14 protein-coding genes are annotated in these 17,314 nt (G+C 68.1%); 8 read left to right on the top strand and 6 right to left on the bottom strand.

Annotated features, from left to right (window positions below; genetic code table 11):
- Nucleotides 1–173: 173 nt before the first annotated feature.
- On the bottom strand, nucleotides 174–836 hold the full coding sequence (gene kstR, locus SCNU_RS16555; protein ID WP_009680555.1) for a cholesterol catabolism transcriptional regulator KstR: 663 nt from the start codon (nucleotides 834–836) through the stop codon (nucleotides 174–176).
- 132 nt (nucleotides 837–968) lie between these two features.
- On the opposite strand from kstR, the gene SCNU_RS16550 reads away from it, so the two are divergent.
- The 7 genes from SCNU_RS16550 to SCNU_RS16520 all read left to right on the top strand — a co-directional run bounded on the left by SCNU_RS16550 (nucleotide 969) and on the right by SCNU_RS16520 (nucleotide 9,833).
- Entirely contained in the window at nucleotides 969–3,140 is a 2,172-nt protein-coding gene (locus SCNU_RS16550; RefSeq protein ID WP_009680554.1) for an acyl-CoA dehydrogenase family protein, read from the top strand.
- Between the two features lie 115 nt (nucleotides 3,141–3,255).
- Nucleotides 3,256–4,347 (top strand): acyl-CoA dehydrogenase family protein, encoded by a 1,092-nt coding sequence (locus SCNU_RS16545; protein ID WP_009680553.1) that lies wholly within the window; start codon nucleotides 3,256–3,258, stop codon nucleotides 4,345–4,347.
- Nucleotides 4,338–5,504: an acyl-CoA dehydrogenase family protein gene (locus tag SCNU_RS16540; RefSeq protein WP_009680552.1), complete on the top strand. Its 1,167-nt coding sequence runs from the start codon at nucleotides 4,338–4,340 to the stop codon at nucleotides 5,502–5,504. The genes SCNU_RS16545 and SCNU_RS16540 overlap by 10 nt, the downstream gene beginning before the upstream one ends.
- Before the next feature lie 9 nt (nucleotides 5,505–5,513).
- Nucleotides 5,514–6,542 (top strand): bifunctional MaoC family dehydratase N-terminal/OB-fold nucleic acid binding domain-containing protein, encoded by a 1,029-nt coding sequence (locus tag SCNU_RS16535; RefSeq protein WP_009680551.1) that lies wholly within the window; start codon nucleotides 5,514–5,516, stop codon nucleotides 6,540–6,542.
- Nucleotides 6,539–6,970, top strand: coding sequence for a MaoC family dehydratase (locus tag SCNU_RS16530; RefSeq protein WP_009680550.1), 432 nt, complete (start codon nucleotides 6,539–6,541; stop codon nucleotides 6,968–6,970). Before SCNU_RS16535 ends, SCNU_RS16530 begins: the two co-directional genes overlap by 4 nt.
- A complete protein-coding gene (locus tag SCNU_RS16525; protein ID WP_009680549.1) occupies nucleotides 6,967–8,160 on the top strand; it encodes a lipid-transfer protein in 1,194 nt (397 codons plus the stop codon). Before SCNU_RS16530 ends, SCNU_RS16525 begins: the two co-directional genes overlap by 4 nt.
- A 47-nt stretch (nucleotides 8,161–8,207) precedes the next feature.
- Nucleotides 8,208–9,833 (top strand): AMP-binding protein, encoded by a 1,626-nt coding sequence (locus SCNU_RS16520; protein ID WP_009680548.1) that lies wholly within the window; start codon nucleotides 8,208–8,210, stop codon nucleotides 9,831–9,833.
- Between the two features lie 32 nt (nucleotides 9,834–9,865).
- Here SCNU_RS16520 and SCNU_RS16515 read toward each other — a convergent pair whose 3' ends face one another.
- Nucleotides 9,866–11,224 carry an HNH endonuclease signature motif containing protein gene (locus tag SCNU_RS16515; protein WP_009680547.1) on the bottom strand — a complete coding sequence of 453 codons (1,359 nt, stop codon included), beginning with the start codon at nucleotides 11,222–11,224 and terminating at the stop codon, nucleotides 9,866–9,868.
- Between the two features lie 634 nt (nucleotides 11,225–11,858).
- Between SCNU_RS16515 and SCNU_RS16510 the strand changes: the two genes are divergently transcribed.
- The gene (locus tag SCNU_RS16510) at nucleotides 11,859–12,227 is read left to right on the top strand and encodes a DUF732 domain-containing protein (RefSeq protein ID WP_009680546.1); all 369 of its coding nucleotides are present in this window, start codon (nucleotides 11,859–11,861) and stop codon (nucleotides 12,225–12,227) included.
- Between the two features lie 2 nt (nucleotides 12,228–12,229).
- Here SCNU_RS16510 and SCNU_RS16505 read toward each other — a convergent pair whose 3' ends face one another.
- The 4 genes from SCNU_RS16505 to gadC all read right to left on the bottom strand — a co-directional run bounded on the left by SCNU_RS16505 (nucleotide 12,230) and on the right by gadC (nucleotide 17,258).
- Nucleotides 12,230–13,837: an ABC-F family ATP-binding cassette domain-containing protein gene (locus SCNU_RS16505; protein WP_040518678.1), complete on the bottom strand. Its 1,608-nt coding sequence runs from the start codon at nucleotides 13,835–13,837 to the stop codon at nucleotides 12,230–12,232.
- 185 nt (nucleotides 13,838–14,022) lie between these two features.
- Nucleotides 14,023–15,372: a dipeptidase gene (locus SCNU_RS16500; protein WP_040518702.1), complete on the bottom strand. Its 1,350-nt coding sequence runs from the start codon at nucleotides 15,370–15,372 to the stop codon at nucleotides 14,023–14,025.
- A 24-nt stretch (nucleotides 15,373–15,396) separates the two neighbouring features.
- A complete protein-coding gene (locus SCNU_RS16495) occupies nucleotides 15,397–15,801 on the bottom strand; it encodes a hypothetical protein (RefSeq protein ID WP_009680543.1) in 405 nt (134 codons plus the stop codon).
- Complete coding sequence (gene gadC / locus SCNU_RS16490) at nucleotides 15,798–17,258, bottom strand: glutamate/gamma-aminobutyrate antiporter GadC (RefSeq protein ID WP_040518676.1); 1,461 nt, start codon at nucleotides 17,256–17,258, stop codon at nucleotides 15,798–15,800. The genes SCNU_RS16495 and gadC overlap by 4 nt, the downstream gene beginning before the upstream one ends.
- Between the last annotated feature and the right edge of the window lie 56 nt (nucleotides 17,259–17,314).

The raw sequence follows: 17,314 nt of genomic DNA, 5'->3' as shown, positions 1-17,314 counted from the left end.
CCCCAGCGCCAGTCGTGGAAGGGGCAGGCGATGGAGTCGCCCTTGCCGGCGGCGGGTCGGCCGGCTGTCGGGCGGCACTGGGAGGTCGACCCAGACGACCCGATTGTGACCTGAATCGTATCGGGGGAGGGCGATTCCCGATCAGTGGAACGCGGGCCCTCGGTGCCGGCGGTTCAGTCGCGGTCGAGCAGCAGCTTGACCGTGAGCTCCATCCGGTTGGTGACATCAGTCGCCGATGCGCGCCGAGTGAGCCACTGCACCAGATTCGACATCCACACGTCCGAGATGACGCGGGCGATCGCGAGGTCCTGTGCTGACGGCTCGGCCTTCGGGTCGGAGTCGTCGATCATCGCGCCGGCCAACAGTCGGTCGATGATCGTGGCGACGCGATTGACCTCACTGGTCGCCGACGCGTCGGCGAACATGAACGCGCGGGTCATCGCCTCGGTCAGCAACGGATCCTTCTGCATGGCGAGGGTGATCATGTCGAGCACGAACCGCAGGCGCTCCACGGCCGTGTCGCCCAGGAGCACGTTGCGGTCGGCTCGCGACTCGACCTTCTCGAGTTCGCGCGCAAGGGCCGTCACGAGCAGGTGCACCTTCGACGGGAAGTAGCGGTAGAGGGTGCCGACGGCGACGTCGGCCTTATCGGCGACGGCCCGCATCTGGACGGCGTCGTATCCGCCCTTCGAGGCGAGTGCGAGGGTCGCGTCGAGGATGCGGCGACGGCGTTCGCGCTGTGCCGCCGATCCGACCTCGGCGCCGGACAGCTGAGCGGGCGCGGGCGGCGGTGCGGGCACGTCGGTCTCGGTCTTCGTCGTTCCCGCGCGTGCCATACGTTTCGTCTCCTGAAGTTGCGTCACGTCCACCGGCCGCCAGTTGGCAGCCGCCCTCCGATGGTGTACACCCAAAGGATATTAGAACAGGTTCTAATTGCCGGTACCAACAAAATCGCGGAGGAGTTCTCGGTGACAATCGCCACGTCAGCGGACCAAAGGGTCGTAAGTGACAGTATCGCCGCGTGGGCGCAGGCGCGGGAGGTTCGTTCGGCGGTTCGCGACGACCTCGATCGGTCGGGCGAATCGTGGCGCGGACTGTGGACGCAGATCGCGGATCTCGGGCTGTTCGCCGCGGGCGTCCCCGAGGGGGCGGGCGGTGCGGACGGCACCGCGGAGGACGTCGCGGTGATGTTCTCCGCATGCGGTGCTGAGCTGGTTCCCGGGCCGCTGGCGCCCACGATGGCCGCGGCATATGTGCTGGCCACCGAGGGGCAAGCGCTCGCCGACGAGGTGATGGCGGGGATCCGTCCGGTGGTCGTGCCCGCGACCGCGGTCGCCGAGTCCGCCGGGTTCGACGTGCGCTCCGGTGCCGTCGACCTCGGTCTGGTGCCCGCGTTCGTCGCCGATGCGCTGATCGCCGTGCCGCTCGGCTTCGACGGCGGCCCGGTCGGCTGGCGGGTGGTGGATGCGGCGTCGGTGTCGGTCACCGCCGAGGCGGTCGACGGTCCGCTCGACGGCACCGCGATCCCGGCCCGCGTCTCGATCAGCGGGTTGTCGGAGTCGACGACGGTGCCGCTGCGCGACGGCGAGCTGTTCGTGGCACTGCTCCACGCGGGTGTGGTGGCGTACCAGGCGGGCGTCGCCGCCCACGTGCTCGACGTCGCGGTGGACTACGCGAAGGTGCGCACCCAGTTCGGTGCGCCGATCGGTTCGTTCCAGGCGATCAAGCAGATCTGCGCCGACATGCTGTGCCGCAGCGAGCAACTCGGCGCCGCAGCGTGGGATCTCGCACGTGCGCTCGACGACCTCCGAGCGGAGGAGAGCGGTGCGGGCCGGGCTCAGGTGGAACTGAGCAGGCTCGCCGGCGCGGTGCTCACCGCGGACCTCGCTCCGGAGAACGCGAAGGACGCCATCCAGGTGCTCGGCGGCATCGGATTCACCTTCGAGCACGACGCGCATCTGTACTTGCGGTCGGCGCTGGCCGCCCGCATGCAGCTCGCCGCGGGGGAACCGCAGCGGGCTGCGCTGGCCGAGCTCGGGCGCTCGGGCGGTCGGCGCGAGTTCTCGCTCGACCTGCTCGAGGCGGAGAGTCGTCGTCCGGAGATCGCCGCGACCGCCGACGCCATCGCGGCGGCCGCTCCGGAGCAGCAGCGGGCGGAGCTCGCGCGCACCGGATTCCTGGCGCCGCACTGGCCGGAGCCGTACGGACTCGCCGCCGATCCGGCCGTGCAGCTGCTGATCGACGCCGAGCTGGACCGCGTGGGCGTGGTCCGGCCCGACCTGGTGATCGCCGGCTGGGCGCTGCCGACGATTCTCGAACACGGCACCGACCTGCAGCGCGAGAAGTTCGTCGCGCCGACGCTCGCGGGCGATATCCGCTGGTGCCAGCTGTTCAGCGAGCCGGAGGCGGGCAGCGATCTCGCGTCGCTGCGCACCCGGGCGGTCCGCACCGACGGTGGGTGGCTGCTGACCGGTCAGAAGATCTGGACCTCCGAGGCGCACATGTCGCAGTGGGCTGTCTGCCTGGCGCGGACCAACCCCGACGTGCCGAAGCACAAGGGCATCACCTACTTCCTGGTCGATATGGCCGCGGCAGGCATCGACATCCGCCCGCTGCGCGAGCTGACCGGCCGGGCGATGTTCAACGAGGTCTTTCTCGACAACGTCTTCGTGCCGGACGAGATGGTCGTCGGCGACGTCGACAACGGCTGGCGGCTGGCGCGCACGACGCTCGCGAACGAGCGCGTCGCCATGGGCGGATCGGGTCTCGGCAAGGAGGTCGACGCCCTGCTTCATCAGCTCGACGCGGCGGCCGCGGAGCTGAGCCAGGCGCAGACGCTGCAACTCGGGCGGATCATCGCCGACGCCCACATCGGGCGGGTGCTCGATGCCCGGTCGGTGGCCCAGCGACTCAGCGGCACGGACCCGGGGGCGACCTCGAGCGTGCGCAAGCTGATCGGCGTGGTGCACCGGCAGTCGGTCCCGGAGTTCGCGACGGACCTGCTCGGCTGTGACGGACTCGGGGCGAGTTCGGCGACGGGTCTGCTGCTGCTGAATCGTTGCCTGTCGATCGCCGGCGGCACCACGCAGATCCTGAAGAACGCTGCGGCTGAACGAATTCTAGGTTTGCCCCGCGGATGATCGGGATCTGTGCCAAGAATGAATAGAAAATCCCAGGACATCGGCGCGATGTGACGCCGGTCTCTGGTGGTCTGTTAAACTAGAACAAGTTCTAATAATGCTGAGGAGGAACCGGGTGGATTTCAGCCTGGAACCCACCGCTGCTGCGGTCGGGGACGTCGCCGACGAGGTGATGCGACGACTGCAGCCGGACTGGGAGAGCAAGTTCACGCTCGATGACGGCGGTTTCGACCACGCCGCTTGGAAGGCGATGGCCGGGGCCGGTGTCACGGTGCTGCCGCTGCCGGAGTCGCTCGGCGGCGATTCGCTGCCGATCGATGCGCTGGTGCCGCTCGTGACGCGCGCCGGGCACGATGCTGTCGTCGCGCCGCTGATCGGGACGCTGGTGTCGGGTCTGCTGCTGGCTCAGGCGCCCGCCGCGGTCGTGCACGGGCGCGGCATCGCCGAAGGCGGCTGGCATGCCGTCGCGATCGGCGAACCGCATCGCGCGCTGGGCGAGACGCTCGCCGTCACCCTGACACCGGCCGCGAACGGTGCGCGCCTCGACGGCGTCAAGACCGGTGTGCTGGCCGCCGACGGCGCCGCGGGCCTCGTGGTGGTCGCCGACGCGGGTGTCGCGATCGTCGCCCCGGACGCACCCGGTGTCACCGTCACTCGCACCCCCAGTTCGTCGGGGTGGGGCGAGTACACGGTCGTCTTCGACGGCGTCACCGTGTCGGCCTCGGACATCCTCTCCGACGATCCGCGCGCCGCCGTCGACGCCTACCGTGCACTGCTCGCGGCGTTCGCCGACGGGCTGGTGGCCGGTGCGATCAAGCGCACCGCCGAGCACGTCTCCACACGTCATCAGTTCGGCAAGCCGATCGCCGCGTTCCAGGCCGTCGGCCAGCAGCTCGCCGACGTCTACGTGGTCTCGCGGACCATGAACCTGGTCGCCACGGCGGCCGCGTGGAACCTCGCGAGTGGCTTGGACGCCGAGGCGGACCTGGCGACCGCCATGTACTGGGTGTCCGCCGAGCTGCCCGCCACGCTGCGCACCATGACGCATCTGCACGGTGGCGTCGGCGTCGACGTGACCTACCCGCTGCACCGCTACTTCTCACTGGTCAAGGACGTCGCGCGACTCGCGGGCGGCGCTCACGCCACCCTCGACGTGCTGGCCGACGAGACCGTCCCGGCCGGACAGGAGGCCCTCGCATGTTCGTAGCCTTCACCGAAGAGCAGATCGCGCTGCGCGATGAACTGCGCAGTTACTTCACCGGGCTGATCAGCCGGGACGAAGAGATCACCATGCGCACCGAGCGTCACGGGCCGACCTACCGCAACGTGATCGCCCGCATGGGCGCCGACGGCCGGCTCGGCGTCGGCTGGCCGAAGGAGTTCGGCGGCAAGGGGTTCGGCGAGATCGAACAGCAGATCTTCACCAACGAGGCAGTGCGGGCCGACGTGCCGCTGCCTTCGGTGACGCTGCAGACCGTCGGCCCGACGTTGCAGCGGTACGGCACGCAGGAGCAGAAGGACTTCTTCCTTCCGAAGATCCTCGCGGGCACCGTTCACTTCGCCATCGGGTACACCGAGCCCGACGCGGGTACCGACCTCGCCTCGCTGACCACACGGGCGGTCGTCGATCCGGCCACCGGCGACTACATCGTCAACGGCCAGAAGATCTTCACCACCGGCGGTCACGACGCCGACTACATCTGGCTGGCCTGCCGTACCGATCCGGACGCTCCGAAACACAAGGGCATCTCGATCCTGATCGTCGACACCAAGGATCCGGGTTTCAGCTGGACGCCGATCATCACCGCGGACGGTGCGCATCACGTCAATGCGACCTACTACAACGACGTCCGCGTTCCCGCGAGCATGCGAGTCGGTGAAGAGGGCGACGGCTGGAAGCTGATCACCACGCAGCTGAACCACGAGCGGGTCATGCTCGGACCGTCGGGCCGCATCGGCGGACTCGAGGACCGCGTTCGCCGGTGGGCGGAGACCGCGCAGTTCGACGGGGCGCCGGTGATCGGGCAGCAGCGGGTCCGCCGCCTGCTCGCACAGATCGGTGCGTACGAGCGGCTCAACGAGTTGCTGAACTGGCAGGTCGCGTCGAACGGTGAGATCTCGATGGCGGACGCGGCAGCCACCAAGGTCTTCTCCACCGAGCGACTGCAGGTGATCTACCGACTGATCGACGACGTCGTCGGACACTACGGCGACTTCACCGAGCCGGTGACCGCCGAATTCGTCGAGTGGCTCGACATCCAGGCCAAGCGCAACGTGGTCATCACGTTCGGCGGCGGCGTCAATGAGGTCATGCGCGACATGATCGGCACGGCGGGCCTGGGCCTGCCCCGGATGAAGCGATAGAGGAGCGCGATGACAGTCACCGTCACCGAGCAGTCGGCGCCGGAGCAGATCCGCGCCGCCGCCGACGAGATCGCCGCGCGCGGCGCGAGTGCGCCCCGGGCCGGGCGCGATCCCATCAACCAGCCGATGATCAACAACTGGCTGGAGGCGATGGGCGACGACAACCCGATCTATGTGGACGACGACGCCGCCCGCGCGGCAGGCCACCCCGGTGTGGTCGCGCCGCCGGCGATGGCACAGGTCTGGACCATGCGGGGCCTGCACGGGGTCCGCACCGACGACGACCCGCTGGGTCTGGCGACCGAGCTGTTCGACCAGGCCGGCTACACCTCGGTGGTCGCGACCAACTGCGACACGGTCTATCACCGCTACACCCGTCCGGGTGAAGAGGTGACTATCTCTTCCGAGCTGACACAGGTGGTCGGGCCGAAGCAGACCGCGCTCGGCGAGGGCTGGTTCTTCACGACGCGCAACACCTGGAACGTCGGCGACGAGACGGTCGCCGAGATGGACTTCCGGATCCTGAAGTTCCGTCCGGCCGCCAAGGACGCTCGCGGCGCCGACGACGCTCCGGCCGAGCAGTTCGAGGGACTCGACCCGACCCGGCTCATCCGGCCGTCGTCCTCGCGCGACACCGCCTTCTTCTGGGACGGCGTGGCCGCGCATGAGCTGCGGATTCAGCAGGTGCAGGACGGTTCGCTCCGGCATCCGCCGATCCCGGCCACCTGGACCGAGCGTGGAGACGACGGCGAGTTCGCGGGGACCGACTACGTGGTCGCCGCGGGCTCCGGCACCGTCTACAGCTACGTGGTGCACCATGCGCCGCGCGTGCCGGGTCGTGAGCTGCCGTTCGTCGTCGCTCTCGTCGAACTCGACGAGGGCGTGCGGATGCTCGGCCAGCTGCGCGGCGTGGACCCGGAGTCGGTGACCATCGGAATGCCGGTGGAGGTGGAGTTCCTCGACTTCCCCGGAGACGACGACACCGGTGGTGCGCCGTGGTCGCTGTACGCCTGGCGTGCGAAGGAGGCACAGCAGTGACCGAGCAGATCATCTCCGACCGCGATACCGCGACATCGGCGGTCCAGGTCGGACAGACGTTGCCGCCGTTGGTGATCGACGCGCCGCCGACCTTCGTGGTGGCGACCGCACTGGCGACTCGCGACTTCCAGGATGTGCACCACGACCGTGACCTGGCCCAGCAGAAGGGCTCCAAGGACATCTTCGTCAACATCCTGACCGACACCGGGCTTGTGGAGCGCTTCGTCACCGACTGGGCCGGACCGCGTGCGCGGATCGGCGCCATCAAGCTGAAGCTCGGCGTCCCCTGGTACGCCTACGACACGCTGACGTTCACCGGCGAGGTGACCGACGTCGCCGGCGCCGAGGTGACCGTCGCGGTGACGGGTACCAATTCCCTGGGCAAGCACGTGATCTCGACGGTCACCTTCACGAGTGAGGCGGTGTGACGGTGGCTGATTCGACAGACCGCACCCTGTCCGGCAAGGCCGCGATCGCAGGCATCGGCGCCACGGACTTCTCGAAGAACTCGGGGCGCAGCGAACTGAGACTGGCCGCGGAGTGTGTCAATGCGGCGCTCGACGACGCCGGTCTGACGGCCGCCGACGTCGACGGCCTGGTGACGTTCACGATGGACACCAACATGGAGATCGCCGTCGCCCGCGCGACCGGCATCCCCGAGTTGAAGTACTTCTCGCGGATCCACTACGGCGGCGGCGCTGCCGCGTCGACCGTGCAGCAGGCTGCGATGGCCGTCGCGACCGGCGTCTGCGACGTGGTGGTGGCCTACCGTGCGTTCAACGAGCGGTCCGGCAATCGCTTCGGCCAGGTCAACGCGGCCGTCGCGAACCAGGAGAACTCCTCGGGTACGGACAACGCGTTCTCGTACCCGCACGGCCTGTCGACGCCCGCGGCGTTCGTCGCGATGGTCGCGCAGCGCTACATGCACGAGTACGGCGCCACGAGCGAGGACTTCGGCCGCATCGCGGTGGTCGACCGCAAGCACGCGGCGACGAATCCGAACGCCTTCTTCTACGGGAAGCCGATCACCCTCGAGGATCATCAGGCGTCGCGGTACATCGCGGAGCCGTTGCACCTGCTGGACTGCTGCCAGGAGTCCGACGGCGGTGTCGCGATCGTCATCGTGTCGCCGGAACGTGCCAAGGATCTGAAGCAGAAGCCGGTGACCATCGCCGGCGCCGCGTCGGGCAGCGGCAGCGACCAGTTCATCATGACCAGCTACTACCGGGACGAGTTGCCCGCGCTGGAGGAGATGGGGCTGGTCGGCAGGCAGCTGTTCGCGCAGTCCGGGCTCACGCCGTCGGACATCGACATGGCCGTCCTCTACGACCACTTCACGCCGTACACGCTCATCCAGCTGGAGGAGCTGGGTTTCTGCGGGCGCGGCGAGGCGAAGGACTTCGTGTCTCAGCCCGGTGCCCTGGAGGTCGGCGGCGCGCTGCCGCTCAACACGCACGGCGGCCAGCTCGGCGAGGCGTACATCCACGGCATGAACGGCATCGCCGAGGGCGTCCGCCAACTGCGCGGCACCTCCGTCAACCAGGTCGACGGCGCCGAGCGCGTGCTCGTCACCGCGGGCACCGGAGTGCCCACCTCCGGCCTCATCCTCACCGCCTGACCAACCGAACCGATCCGCCGGTTCCCCTCCCAAGGAGATCAAGAAAGATGAAGTTCAACCTCGCAGACGTCTTCGAGACCGTCGCCGACGCCGTTCCCGAGCGGGTGGTCCTCACCTGGGAGGGTCACGACTACACCTACGCGGAGCTCGATCGTCTCGCCAATCAGGTCGCGCATCACTTCGCCGCACACGGCGTCGGCAAGGACGACAACGTCGCGCTGTACCTGAAGAACAGCGTCGAACACGTGACCTCGCTCGTCGGCCTGATCAAGGTCCGCGCCGTGCCGGTGAACGTGAACTACCGCTACACGGACTCCGAGCTGGAGTACATCTTCGAGAACTCGGATTCGAAGGCGATCGTCGTCGAACTCCCGGAGCACCAGCGGAGCGTCGCGACCCTGATGGCGTCGCTGCCCGAGCTGCGCACCGTCTTCGTGATCGGCGAGGTCGTCGAGGAACTCACCGCCGCGGCTGCCGCGCTCGAGGGCCGCACCGTCGAGATCGTGGACTTCAACGGTTACATCGCGCGGTCCACCGAGCGCGATTTCGAGGAGCGCACCGGCGAAGAGCTGTACCTGATCTACACCGGCGGCACCACCGGCTACCCGAAGGGCGTCATGTGGCAGCACGACGACTTCTTCCGCAAGCCGATCTCGGGCGGCAACCCGTACGGTCCGCCGCGCGCCGACCTCGCGGAACTGGCCAGGGAGGTGCAGAACTTCCCGTCGATGTCCTTCCTGATCGCCGCGCCGCTGATGCACGGCGCCGCGTCGTACTCGCTGTTCACGTTCATCTCGCTCGGTTGCCGCCTCATCCTGGAGCGGGACTTCGACGCGGCCAGCATCGTCCGCAACATCGGCCGCGACAAGACCCAGATGATCCTGATCGTCGGCGACGCGATGGGCATGCCCTTGGCCGACGAGATGGAGAAGCAGAAGGACACTGCGGACTTCTCGACGCTGTTCTCCGTCACCTCAGGCGGTGCGCTGTGGAGCCAGAGCGTCCGCAACCGGATGCTCGCGGTGAAGCCGGATCTCCTGCTGCGCGACAACTTCGGGGCGTCCGAGTCGGGCAACGACGGCGAGATCAAGATGGACGAGAACGGTAACCTCATGGTCCCGCCGACCGACCGCATGATGGTCGTCGACGAGAAGTTCGAGAAGATCACCACCCCCAACGAAGTGGGTCACATCGCCCGCATCGGCAACATCCCGCTCGGCTACTACAAGGATCCGGAGAAGACCGCACGGACCTTCCCGACCCTCGCCGACGGAACTCGCATCTCGGTGCTGGGCGACATGGGCTACGTCCGTGAGGACGGCAGCATCATCTTCCTCGGCCGTGGCAGCCAGTGCATCAACACCGGCGGCGAAAAGGTCTACGCCGAGGAGGTCGAGGGCGCGCTGCACGGCCACCCGGCGATCGCCGACGCGCTCGTCGTCCCGGCTCCGGACCCGAAGTACGGCCAGCGCGTCGCTGCCGTCGCGTCGCTGAACGAGGGCTTCGACGAGCCGACCCTGGAAGAGATTCAGGAGCACTGCCGCAAGACCCTCGCCCGCTACAAGGTTCCGCGCACCGTCGTCTTCGTCGACGAGGTCAAGCGGACCCCGGCCGGCAAGGCGGATTACAAGTGGGCGAAGGCCACGGCAGCTGAGGAGAGCGCCAGCGTCTAGCACTCGATCAGCGAGATCATCCTGGAGGACCCTCACGCTGCCGCCGTCGGCGCCGGCGTGAGGGTCCTTCTCGCGTGTGACCGGATTGGCTCCGGTGCGTGCCGGGGTCGATCCGGATCGGCCGGCGGGCGGAACCACGGATGACGGTCGTGCCCGATGAAGACCTGCCACTCGCTCTGGTGAATCTGGACGTGGTGCATCCGGCACAGGAGGACGCAGTTGTCGACGGCGGTGTCGCCGCCTTCCGACCACGGGATGCAGTGGTGCGCGTCGGTCCACGAGACGGGACGCCCGCAGCCGGGAAAGGCGCAGCCGCGGTCTCGGGCCTCGAGTGCCTTCCGGATCGCGACGGTCACCAGCCGATGCTCGCGTCCGACGTCCAGCGGCGCCGAGTCCCCGTCTACGACAACGCGTCTCATCGCTGACTCACAGAGCACCAGACCGGCGGTTGCGCTCGACACCGGGCCGGTGAAACCGAGGGAGGCGACGTTCGACCCGGTCCGATCGGTCACCGGATCGTTCGGGGCGGAAGAATGAGCGGCGTCGGCTCCACGTGCCGGGACGATCAGGGTGACGTGGGGGAGCGCCCCGCCTGCTACGGGGCGCTCGCGCTGAGCCAGATAGCTGCGGACGATCTGCCCGAACGCGTCGGCCCGCCGCTGCCCGGCGCTCCGCGGGTCGCGTGACCCGTCGGGCAGCGGAGTCGGTTTGCAGAGCGTATCGAGCGCCTGGCTGAGCTCCTCCCCGGTCAGCGCATCCACGTCGAGCGTCGCCACGGTCCGACCGTCGGGTCCGGTCGTCAGAGCCATCTCGTTCAGTTCGGTGTTCTCGGCGATCGGAACGGTGCTCGGATCGGCTTCATCGGGGGCGGGCGCCCATTCGATCGCGAGTTCGCGTGCTCTGCGGTCGATGTCGGCGGGAGTGGTCTGGACGGTGAGCCGTCGGGCCAGATCTGCGCGGACCCGCTGGTCCAGCGGAATGCGCTTCTCTACGAAGGCGACGCCTCGCCCGACCGCGTCGACGTGTTCGACGGATACTCCGCCGATCCGGGCTTCCCGCGTGAGCTCGGGCAGCGAGTCTGCGGCTGACCCAACCCTCGCGAGTCGCAGCGCGACCGAAGGTGCGTGTCCGAGCTGTTTGAGCATGTCGGTGGCGGACTTGAGGTGTTTGCGGCGCGGTACTCCCGACCGATCGGCTGCCGCCGTGACGCCGGCGAGCGCGGTGGTCGTCAGGTTGAGCACCCGGGTGAGTTCGACCATCAGGTCGAGCAACTCCCTGTCGTCGGCTCCGAGTCGGGACCTTCCGGCCAGTAGGCGAGCGGTCTCGCTCTCCGGCGCGAGCTCGTCGCACAGATGATCGGCGAACTTCTTGGCAGCTATGACTACAGACATCGGCTTCCTCCTCCTTGTCGTGAGGGCTGTTCCAGTCGGGTCTCGGGGTCGCCGAGAGCCTGGCCGGTCAGCGGTTGGTGCATGCCGGGTCGGCGGCATACGCGAGGCCGGGCAGTGGTGCCGGCGGGTCGGGCTGGTGCGAGACGGGGCCGTCTCCCCGGGCTCCGGCTCTGGATCGTCCAGGTCCTGTCACGACCCGTCGTGCGTCAGATGCACGACGTCGGTTGATCCGCAGTTCTTCGCCGGCCGGAATCCACCCGGATGAGGAGCGGCCCGTCTCGCGATGCCGTCGCGGTGCACACCCTGGCGTCCCCGGCTGTGCCGTGGGCGTAGTAGGTGTCGCCGTGCGCCGCGACGCGCTATGAAGTTCACTCGAACTCGATACCGCCTCCGTGAACACCGGGGGCCTCTCCGTCATGTTCTAACAGATATGATATAGATCACCTCTGACAAGAACGGGAGTGCGAACCGTGGCGGAACTGAATGGTGCCGCCGGGATCTCCTCGAATGGTCCGTCACCCGAACACCTCCATGCCGCGATCAACCCGGACGGCGCGAGCGGTGGACCGCTACTGTTCAAGTCACTGACAATGTGATCGCCGCGGGGTGATCGCCCTGAATGAATGGACCCGTCATGCGTATTCGGTATCTCCTGATCGCGCCGCTGGTCGCGGGCGTCGCACTGCTCTCCGCGTGCAGCGGCGACGACAGCAGCAACACCACCTCGACGGAGACCGCGTCCAGTGCGGCGACCAAGGTCTACCTGGGAATCGTGAAGACCTCCGGCGCGTCGTATTCGAGCGACGACGCGGCGATCGCCGCAGGCAAGCAGGCCTGTTCAGACCTGTCTTCGGGCAAGTCGATGGTCGACGTCGTCGACGGCATGAGCTCGGAGGCCGGCGGCAAGGGCCAGGCCGCGGCCATCGTCGGCGCTGCGATCCCGGCGTTCTGCCCCGACCAGAAGGACAAGATCCTGCCGAGCCAGTTGCGTCCGAGCAGCTAGCCTCAGTCCGGCAACACGGCCCGCTGCCGCAGCGTTCCGTCGCCGGTCAACTCCACTACCGTGTCGAGTCCGAGCTTCGACAGGAACGGGTGATCGTGGCTCACGACGATCAGTGCGCCACGGTAGGCGCGCAGCGCGTCGACGAGTTGTTCGACGCTGGTCACGTCGAGGTTGTTCGTCGGCTCGTCGAGGATCAACACCTGCGACGGCGGATCTGCGAACAGCAGCTTGGCCAGGCACACGCGGAAGCGTTCGCCACCGGACAGAGTCGACACCGGGCGATCCACGGCCGCACCGCGTAACAGCAGGCGCGCCAGGTGATTCCGGATCAGGCCGGGCTCGGCGTCGGGTGCGACCGTCTTGACGTTGTCCAGCGCGCTAGCCTGCTCGTCCAATCCGTCCAGGCGCTGCGGAAGGAAGCCCGCCCGCTCGGTGAGCAGCAGTCCGCGCGGCCGCCCGGGGGTCGGTTCGGCACCGGACACCATCTGCTCGATCAGCGTGGACTTGCCCGCACCGTTCGGTCCGACGACCGCCACGCGCTCGGGCCCCTGCACGACCACCGTGCGCTCGCCGTCGGCGAACTCGGCGATGCGCCGACTGCGCGGCACGGCGGGATCGGGCAGGTCGAGGCTGATGTGGTCGTCGTCCCTCACCCGGGCGTCAGCGGCGTCGAGGGCGGCCTGGGCGGCCTGCACCTTCTGATCCATCGTCGTCCGCATCGCGCCGGCGGAGCCCTGCGCGCTGTTCGCGAGCATTCCGGCCACGATGCGAGGGATGCCGCCGTCGCGCTGAGCCTTCTTGGCAGTGCGCTCGCGCCGGGCCAGTTTGGTCTCGGCTTCGACGCGCTGACGTTTCTCGGTCTTCAGCGTCTGCTGGGCGGTGCGGGCGGCTGCGACGGCGGCGGCCTGCTCCTGGTCGACGTGCGCCTTCCACTCGCTGTAGGGCCCGCCGAACGTGGTCAGCACGCCGTCGTGCAGTTCGGCCGTCGCATCCATGCGCTCGAGGAGTTCGAGGTCGTGGCTGACGACGACGAGAGCACCGGGCCAGTCGTCGATCATCTCGGCCAGTCGTGCACGCGTGGGTCGATCCAGATTGTTGGTCGGCTCGTCCAGCAGCGTGATCGCGGTGCGGCGCAAGCGAAGTCCGACGACCGCGATCAACACGGCCTCGCCACCCGACAGTTCCGCGACGCGTCGGTCGAGGTCGGCGGCGGAGAAGCCGAGACGGTCGAGCGCCTCGTCGGCACGGGCCTCGATGTCCCAGTCGTCTCCGATGACGTCGAAGTGCGCCGGATCGGCGTCTCCCGATTCGATGGCACGGAGGGCCGCGAGCACTCGATGAATGCCGAGCAGCTCGGCGACTGTCGCCTCCGCGGCGAGGGTGAGAGTCTGCGGCAGGTAGCCGACGTCGCCGGCGGTGTCGATGTGCCCGGCCGTCGGTGTCAGCAGACCCGCGATCAATTTCAGCAGCGTGGATTTGCCGGAACCGTTCCGGCCGACGAGACCGGTGCGGCCGGACCCGAACGATCCGTCGACGTGTGACAACGCCGTGCTTCCGTCGGGCCAGGAGAAGGAGACCGCGTGCAGGGTCACGCAGGATTCGTTAGACATGGAGTGCTCGTTTCGAGGATGCCGTGCGGAGTAGACGCGCAGACGGCGGGCGGGAAGAAGACACACTGGTGCCGGACTAACCGGCGTCAGGTCCTGTCGACCTCGATCTCGCACTCCATGCCGACGACGCTACCCGGGATGCCGGGTCGGCGCATCCCGATAACGGTGCCGCCGTCGACTACGCCCTATCGCCGCGTCGCGTACTCCCTCAGGAACGTCGCCTCGACGACGGCCATGTTCTCGATCTCGGTCGGATCGACGCTCTCGTTCGGGGCGTGGATCAGGCACTGCGGCTCTTCGACACCGAGCAGGAGGATCTCCGCGTCGGGATAGGTGTCGGCGAAGACATTGCACAGCGGAATGGAACCGCCCTGGCCCATCAACGTGACGTCGGTGCCGTACGCCCGGGACATGGCGTCCACCATGGTGTCGTACGCCGCGCCGGAAGTGGCCCCGGTGAACGGAGCGCCGTCGGCCTCTCGCTCGATCGAGACCTTCACGTGCCAGGGCGCCGCGTCGGTGAGGTGGGCGATCAGCGCGTCCTGAGCGAATTCGGCGTCGATCCCCGGGGGGACGCGGAGATTGATGCGCGCCCGAGCCTTCGGCACGATCGACGCCGACGACCCGACCACCGGCGGGCAGTCGATGCCGAGGACGGTCGCCGCCGGGCGCGCCCACACCATGTCGGACACGCGGCCGGATCCGAGAAGGTCGACTCCGTCGATCACGTTCGCGTCGTTGCGGAATGCGTCCGCCGGATAGTCGATGCCCGACCAGGTCGCGGTCGAATCCAGACCGGTGACCGTCGTGTTGCCGTCGGCGTCTCGCAGCGTGGCGAGCATCGCGATGAGTGCCGCGAGCGCGTCGGGCGCGGCACCGCCGAACATCCCGGAGTGCATGGCCGACGACAGCGCCTCGACGGTGACGACGATGTTCGCCATGCCCCGCAGGCTGGTTGTGAGACTGGGCTTTCCGACCGCGAAGTTGCCCGAGTCGCAGACCAGGATCGTGTCCGCGCGCAGCAGCTCCGGATGACGCGGAACGAAGTCCTCCATGCCGCCGGTTCCCTGCTCCTCGGAGCCCTCGCCGACGATGATGATGTTGACGGGAATGTCTCCGTCCAGGGCACGCAGTGCCGTCAGATGCATGGCGATGTTGCCCTTGCAGTCGGCGGCGCCGCGTCCGTACCACCGGCCGTCGCGCTCGGTCAGCGACCAGACGGGGGAGTCCCACTCGTCCTCGCCGAGCGGCGGCTGCACGTCGTGATGGAAGTAGAGCAGGACGGTCGGGGCGCCCTCGGGGCCGGCGCGGTGTCCGACCACCGCCTTGCTGCCGTCCGACGTCTCATGCGCATCCACGTCGGTGAAACCGAGCTCGCTGAACGCCGCTTTGAGCCAGTCGACCATCCTGTCGCACTCTTCCGGCGGCGACTGCTGGGGGTCGTGCACGGACCGGAAGCCGACCATCGTGGCCAGATCCTCGCGTGCCCGCGGCATCAGGCTGCGTACTCGTTCCCGCAACGCTTCGTCAGTCATCGCCATCCTTCGTCTCGATCTCGGTCATTGCGCGTATCGCTGTTCGGCGATGAAGTCCTGCACCGTCGACAGGTTGTCCGGGCAATACACCTGGACGATCAGCCGAAGGCCTTCGAAGACGTTCTCCTTCAGCAGGATCGGCCGGACGTAGAACTCGCCGCCGATGCCGATCTGAGTCTTGAGCTGCCCCAGGGCCGCTTTGCTGCCCGCGGTGGCGCACACGGTTCCGCCGTCCTCGCCGAGGACGGCGGCGACCTGATCCGCGTCGAGCGGGGTCGACAGACCGTTGGCCTGGTAGGCGGAGATCAACCGCTCCGCCTTCGCGACGGCCGCGTCGTTGTCGCGGTTGTAGTCCCACGCCGTGACCATCACGATGAGCAAGACGGCGAGGACGCCGCCGACCGTCCAGTAGATCGCCTTGGGGCTCATGCCGGCTCCTCCGTCGCGTCCTCTGCGGTTCGCCAGTTCGGTTTCCGGAGCGCGATCAGCGCCGCCGGGATGATCAGGCCCAGCAGTAGGATGCCGCCGCCGACGATGCCGACGAACAGCCACGGACTGCCGCTGCCGAACTGAGACGGTGGGACGAAGCTGATGCCGATGGCGGCGATCGAGGCGATGAAGCCGACGCCGCACAGCAGTGGCAGGGCAGGGGCGCGGTAGCCGCGCGGGTGGTCGGGCGCGATCTTGCGCAGGCGGTAGGCGGCGATGAACAGCCACAGGTAGACCAGCAGGTACACCGACGTGGTGATCGTCATGAAGATCCAGTAGGCGTTGGACACCGCGGGGACCAGGGCGAACAGCAGCGCCAACAGCGTCGTCACCCAACCCTGGACCACGAGGATGTTCTGCTGCACGCCGACCTTGTTGGTCTTCTGGAAGTACGGCGGCAGGTAACCGCCGTCCTTGGCGACCAGCAGCAGGCTCTTGGACGGTCCCGACAGCCACGTCATGAAGCCGGCCAGCGAGGCGATCACGATGGCCAGGCCGACGAGCGGAACCAGCCAGCCCATCCCGAAGTGACCGAAGACGACGGAGAAGGCCTGCATCACGCCTGCGGTCAGACTGATCTGCTCGGACGGCACCACCCAGGAGATGGCCAGCGGCGGCAGGATGAGGATCACCAGCACGAGCACGACCGCGAGGAACATCGAGCGCGGGAACTGTCGGCCGGGATCCTTGAGCTGGTTGACGTGGACCGCGTTCATCTCCATGCCCGAGTACGCGCCGAAGTTGCTGACGATGAGGACCACGCTCGCGATGCCCGTCCATGCCGGGAAGAGATGACTGCCGGTCATCGGCGCCGCCGAGGGATTGCCCTGCAGCAGGAAGACGATGCCGAGGATCACCAGCAGGGCGCCGGGGATCAGCGTGCCGACGAGCACACCGCTGGACGCGAGTTTGGCGATCACGCCGATGCCGCCGCGTAACGCGAGCAGCACCCCCGCCCAGTAGACGACGATGATCACCACCGCAGTGAAGACGCCGTTCGACGCCAGCTCGGGGTTGATCACGTACGCGAGCGTGCTCGCGACGAACGACAGCAGCGTCGGATAGTAGAAGATCGTCATCGCGAACTGGTGCCAGGCGGCGGCGAATCCCATGTTCGGCGAGATGCCCTCGGTGACCCACCGGTACACACCTCCCGACCATCCGGACGCCAACTCCGCGGACACCAGTGCCGTCGGCACCAGGAAGACGATTGCGGGCAGGACATACAGGAAGACGCACGCGAGTCCGTAGACGGCCATCGTCGGCGCCGGGCGGAGGCTGGCCACCGATGAGACGGTCATCAGCGCCAGGGCCGTCCAGGTGATGTAGTTGGTCCTCGGCATCGCCGCGGTCGATGTCGTCGATTCGGTTGCGCCTGCGGCTGATTCGTCTGCCATTCGATTACCTCTCGGGGCATCTCACGTCTGAGAAGAGCATCGGCAGGAGCTCGCGA

Origin of the sequence: Gordonia neofelifaecis NRRL B-59395, assembly GCF_000192435.1 — a bacterium.
GTDB lineage: Bacteria > Actinomycetota > Actinomycetes > Mycobacteriales > Mycobacteriaceae > Gordonia > Gordonia neofelifaecis.
Note: the sequence above shows the minus strand (reverse complement) of the source record. Positions and strands in the feature narration are given on the sequence as shown.

Coding starts and splice junctions, on each gene's coding strand:
- kstR (WP_009680555.1), bottom strand. CDS start 836: ATGGCACGCGCGGGAACGACGAAGACCGAGACCGACGTGCCCGCACCG.
- SCNU_RS16540 (WP_009680552.1), top strand. CDS start 4,338: ATGTTCGTAGCCTTCACCGAAGAGCAGATCGCGCTGCGCGATGAACTG.
- SCNU_RS16535 (WP_009680551.1), top strand. CDS start 5,514: ATGACAGTCACCGTCACCGAGCAGTCGGCGCCGGAGCAGATCCGCGCC.
- SCNU_RS16520 (WP_009680548.1), top strand. CDS start 8,208: ATGAAGTTCAACCTCGCAGACGTCTTCGAGACCGTCGCCGACGCCGTT.
- SCNU_RS16515 (WP_009680547.1), bottom strand. CDS start 11,224: ATGTCTGTAGTCATAGCTGCCAAGAAGTTCGCCGATCATCTGTGCGAC.
- SCNU_RS16510 (WP_009680546.1), top strand. CDS start 11,859: ATGCGTATTCGGTATCTCCTGATCGCGCCGCTGGTCGCGGGCGTCGCA.
- SCNU_RS16505 (WP_040518678.1), bottom strand. CDS start 13,837: ATGTCTAACGAATCCTGCGTGACCCTGCACGCGGTCTCCTTCTCCTGG.
- SCNU_RS16500 (WP_040518702.1), bottom strand. CDS start 15,372: ATGACTGACGAAGCGTTGCGGGAACGAGTACGCAGCCTGATGCCGCGG.
- SCNU_RS16495 (WP_009680543.1), bottom strand. CDS start 15,801: ATGAGCCCCAAGGCGATCTACTGGACGGTCGGCGGCGTCCTCGCCGTC.
- gadC (WP_040518676.1), bottom strand. CDS start 17,258: ATGGCAGACGAATCAGCCGCAGGCGCAACCGAATCGACGACATCGACC.